This is a genomic window from Oscillatoria sp. HE19RPO, from assembly GCF_024220515.1.
Taxonomy (GTDB): Bacteria; Cyanobacteriota; Cyanobacteriia; order Cyanobacteriales; family Laspinemataceae; genus Laspinema.
In genome coordinates this window covers 1-3,759 of the sequence record NZ_JAMXOT010000336.1, presented here as the reverse complement: position 1 = coordinate 3,759, position 3,759 = coordinate 1, and the positions used below count along the sequence as shown (strand labels likewise).

At 46.4% G+C, this 3,759-nt stretch carries 4 protein-coding genes; 3 read left to right on the top strand and 1 reads right to left on the bottom strand.

Annotated features, from left to right (window positions below; translation table 11 throughout):
• The first annotated feature begins 148 nt into the window (after positions 1 to 148).
• On the top strand, positions 149 to 1,036 hold the full coding sequence (locus NG833_RS25715; RefSeq protein ID WP_254568125.1) for a metal ABC transporter permease: 888 nt from the start codon (positions 149 to 151) through the stop codon (positions 1,034 to 1,036).
• A gap of 21 nt (positions 1,037 to 1,057) precedes the next feature.
• Here the strand turns inward: NG833_RS25715 and NG833_RS25710 are convergent, their stop codons facing one another.
• Positions 1,058 to 1,645 (bottom strand): tetratricopeptide repeat protein, encoded by a 588-nt coding sequence (locus tag NG833_RS25710; protein WP_254568124.1) that lies wholly within the window; start codon positions 1,643 to 1,645, stop codon positions 1,058 to 1,060.
• A 196-nt stretch (positions 1,646 to 1,841) separates the two neighbouring features.
• Between NG833_RS25710 and NG833_RS25705 the strand changes: the two genes are divergently transcribed.
• Together NG833_RS25705 and NG833_RS25700 are read left to right on the top strand one after the other, a co-directional pair.
• Positions 1,842 to 2,294, top strand: coding sequence for a peroxiredoxin (locus NG833_RS25705; protein WP_254568123.1), 453 nt, complete (start codon positions 1,842 to 1,844; stop codon positions 2,292 to 2,294).
• 505 nt (positions 2,295 to 2,799) lie between these two features.
• Positions 2,800 to 3,708: an SGNH/GDSL hydrolase family protein gene (locus NG833_RS25700; RefSeq protein WP_254568122.1), complete on the top strand. Its 909-nt coding sequence runs from the start codon at positions 2,800 to 2,802 to the stop codon at positions 3,706 to 3,708.
• The last annotated feature ends 51 nt before the right edge of the window (positions 3,709 to 3,759 follow it).

The window sequence follows — 3,759 nt, the reverse complement described above, 5'->3', positions numbered from 1 at the left end:
CTGGTTAGGAGAACCCCACCCTAACCCTCCCCTTGCTAAGGGGAGGGGACCGGATGTGCAGTTAAGCGTAAAAAACTTAGTCTTGTAAGGGGGGGTGAGGTCCGTTTTTTCCTAGTGCCCCTCTAAGTTCTGTATAAATTCCCCTGCCATGTTAGACGGATTAATTGAACCGCTTCAATATAGTTTTATGCAACGATCGCTCATCGTAGCGATTTTAGTGGGCTTGATTTGTGCTGTGGTTGGCAGTTATTTAATGGTCCAGCGTCTGGCTTTATTAGGAGATGCGATCGGGCATTCGGTCCTCCCCGGATTGGCAGTCGCTTATGGAATTGGGGCGAATATTTTTGTGGGCGCTTTTATTGCCGGGGTCCTCAGTACCGTGGTGATCGCCTGGATTAGAACGCGATCGCCCATTAAAGAAGATGCCGCAATGGGAATTGTTTTATCTTCCTTTTTTGCCTTGGGCATTACTTTAATTACCCTGATTCAAAAGGACGAAAAAATTGACCTCAATCATTTTTTATTCGGCAATATTCTTGCCGTTACCTCAGAAGATGTAAAAACCACCGCGCTGATTGCATTTTTAACCCTCGCGGTGGTTTTTTTACTGTACAAAGAACTGTTGTTTTACACCTTTGACCCCTTGGGCGCTCAAGCCGCAGGACTTCCGGTGAATTTGCTCAATTTTGGGTTAATGGTTTTGATTGCCCTGACTGTTGTCGCCAGTATGAAAGCGGTGGGAGTGGTGCTGGTTTTGTCCCTGCTGATTGCCCCTGGTGCTACAGCCTATTTATTGGTGCCTCGCCTCCATCAGGTGATGATTGTCGGGGCGCTGATTGGCATTGTTTCGAGTGTCTCGGGAATGTATTGGAGTTTTTATCAAAATATCCCCTCCGGTCCGGCGATTGTGTTAGTGGTTTCTGGGTTTTTCCTGTTAGCTTTGCTGTTGAGTCCAAGTCATGGAATTTTAACTCATCCTCGGGCAAAAGGGGAGACTTCGGCATTTTTGCAGGAAATCAAAGGGTTGTTTCGCTAGGGCAAACTAGCCGGGTTGGGGTTAGGGTTCTAAGTCTTGTAAAATTTGATTGATTTGTTGGACTGCTGCGAAATTATTGCGAATTTCGTATAAGTCTCGGGCGGTTTTCAATGCGGCAATAGCTTCGGGAAATTGATTTTGATTTAAGAAGGCAATGGCTAAATTAAAATGGCTATCGGGTTCGTTGGGATAGCGGGCGATCGCCTCTCTAAAAACGGTAGTGGCTTCGTCGATTCTCCCCAAGGAACCCAAGGCACTGCCGAGGTTATTATAGTATTCGACATTGCCGGAATTCAGGGCAATGGCTTGTTCAAAGGCGCTCACAGCTTCTGAGAATTTTCCCAGTTGAGCGTAAGTAATTCCCAGGTTATTGTAGGCGGTATCATAATCGGGATAGAGGGCGACTGCTTGTTCAAAAGCTGCTACGGCTTCGATAAATCTTCCCTGACTCGCTAAATCATATCCCTGGTTATTGTAAGCTTCTGCCTGTTCTAAATCGGGTGGGAAATTGCTCTGACTCACGGGAGGCAGAGTGGCATGGGAGAAACTAGGCATCGCGGTTACCATGACTAAACCCGCTAGTCCACCGGCGAAGAAATGTCGAATCATGAGTGATTAATTTTTTCTAATCTTGTGTAGATGATGACTGAACCAGCACTCAGCATTTAAGGGAGTGCCTAGTCTGATGGCTAAATCAAGCCTTTCTCTAATTTCTTCACCGGGGAGGGTTACCATTGCGGGGACAAATTGCGGTAACATTACAAAAGTTAACATTTTGCAGAGAAAATACCCAGGACTAGGGATTATGAGCGTACAAATCGGAGATACCGCCCCAGATTTTAGTTTGCCATCTCAAACCGGGGAAACCGTTAAACTCAGCGATTTTCGAGGGAAATCTAGTGTGGTGCTCTATTTTTATCCAAAAGATGATACGCCCGGATGCACGAAGGAATCTTGCGCCTTTCGGGATAGTTATGAACAGTTCAAACAAGCGGGGGCCGAGGTAATCGGGGTCAGCAGCGATTCAGCGGATTCTCACCAAAAATTCGCCAGTAAGTACAGTCTGCCGTTTACCCTGTTAAGCGATCGCGATAAAGCCCTTCGCAAACTCTATGGGGTCCCCTCAACCTTGGGACTCCTCCCCGGGCGCGTCACCTATGTGATTGATAAACAGGGCGTTGTCCGCCATATCTTCAATTCTATGATGAATTTTGAGGGTCATGTGGAAGAGTCTCTCAAAACTCTGAAAGGAATTTAACCGGGATCGCTCACTTTGAGGGAGGTCACCCTTAAAAAGGGGGACTTTTTGAATTCGGCAATACCTCGTCTATTGTAGGGCGATTCGCGAATCGCCCCTACATTTACGGTTTTAAATTACATAGTGCGGAAGTTCTAATCCGCAATTCAGTTGGGGTTATAATGCACCTAATGGTAGCATAAAGATAGAAAAAATTACCTATCCTCAAGAGGGATTTTTCTCAAAATTATCCTAAAAATTATTATGCCTAACTGCTGAGATGACCGGTCCTTTCCCAGGGAAATCTCCGACTGGCGAGAGAGGGCAACTGGGCTAGGAACATGAAAAGATAGAGTTATTCCGGACCGTTCTTTCTTCCGCCAGAGAATTGAAATGAGCGAGTCCAGATCGCGACTCTTTCCATCCCCGGTGATTACCCCCAGGAGACCCTCTGAAGATTACCATGCGACAACGGATTTTAGCAAGTGCAGCCGTCCTTTTTTCTGTTTTAATTCCAGGTCCTGTTATGGCAGCCAACTTTAGCGAGATATATGTTTTTGGTGACAGTCTCTCCGATACGGGGCAGTTGTTTGAACAGTCCCAAGCTCAATATCCCCCCAGTTCCTTGTACTTTGAGGGACGGTTTTCTAATGGTCCCGTGTGGGTAGAATATCTGGCGGGAGAGTTAAATATTCCGTTTAATCCGGATACGAATTTTGCATACGGGGGGGCGACGACTGGGGAAATGAATCGGAATGAAACCCCCTCGCGAGGACTGTTGGATCAGGTGAATCGCTTCCAACAAACCCAAGATTCAGCAGACCCTAATGCCCTTTATATTGTCTGGGCGGGACCCAACGATTACCTAGGAAATCAGGAGAGAAATACCAATCAACCTGTGTCGAATGTTTCTGAGGCGATCGCCACCCTAGCAGCAATGGGCGCTCAAAATTTTCTGGTGCCGAATCTGCCGGATTTAGGAAGTTTACCCGGAACTCGAAATCGTCAAAGTTCGGTGCAGTTAAATGAGTTAATTCGGCTGCATAATCAGAAATTATCCCAGTCTTTGCAACAGTTGAGCAGCCGCCTGGGTTCTGATGTGGAAATCATTCCCTTAGATGTTAATGAAATTTATAATCGGGTGTTGGACAACCCGGCGAATTTTGGCTTTGAAAATGTTACAGAACCTTGTCTGAATCAACAACGGGGGATGATTTGCCAAAATCCCAATGAATATCTATTTTGGGATGATATTCATCCCACAACTTTGGCCCATGAAAAACTCGGGGTCTACGCTTCTCAGCTATTAGAAAACAGCGAAGCAGCGATCGGTCCAGATATGAGTTCGCTGAAGGAAACAGTCGAAGTCCCGACCCTGGAGGTGGAGAAACCGCTTAAATCCCCAATGCCTGCTCAAATTGGCCCGAATCCCTAACCCCTGGTAAAACCCCCAGGACCAGAAACCGGGTTTCTCTCATAAATTTTG

Coding starts and splice junctions, on each gene's coding strand:
- NG833_RS25715 (WP_254568125.1), top strand. CDS start 149: ATGTTAGACGGATTAATTGAACCGCTTCAATATAGTTTTATGCAACGA.
- NG833_RS25710 (WP_254568124.1), bottom strand. CDS start 1,645: ATGATTCGACATTTCTTCGCCGGTGGACTAGCGGGTTTAGTCATGGTA.
- NG833_RS25705 (WP_254568123.1), top strand. CDS start 1,842: ATGAGCGTACAAATCGGAGATACCGCCCCAGATTTTAGTTTGCCATCT.
- NG833_RS25700 (WP_254568122.1), top strand. CDS start 2,800: ATGGCAGCCAACTTTAGCGAGATATATGTTTTTGGTGACAGTCTCTCC.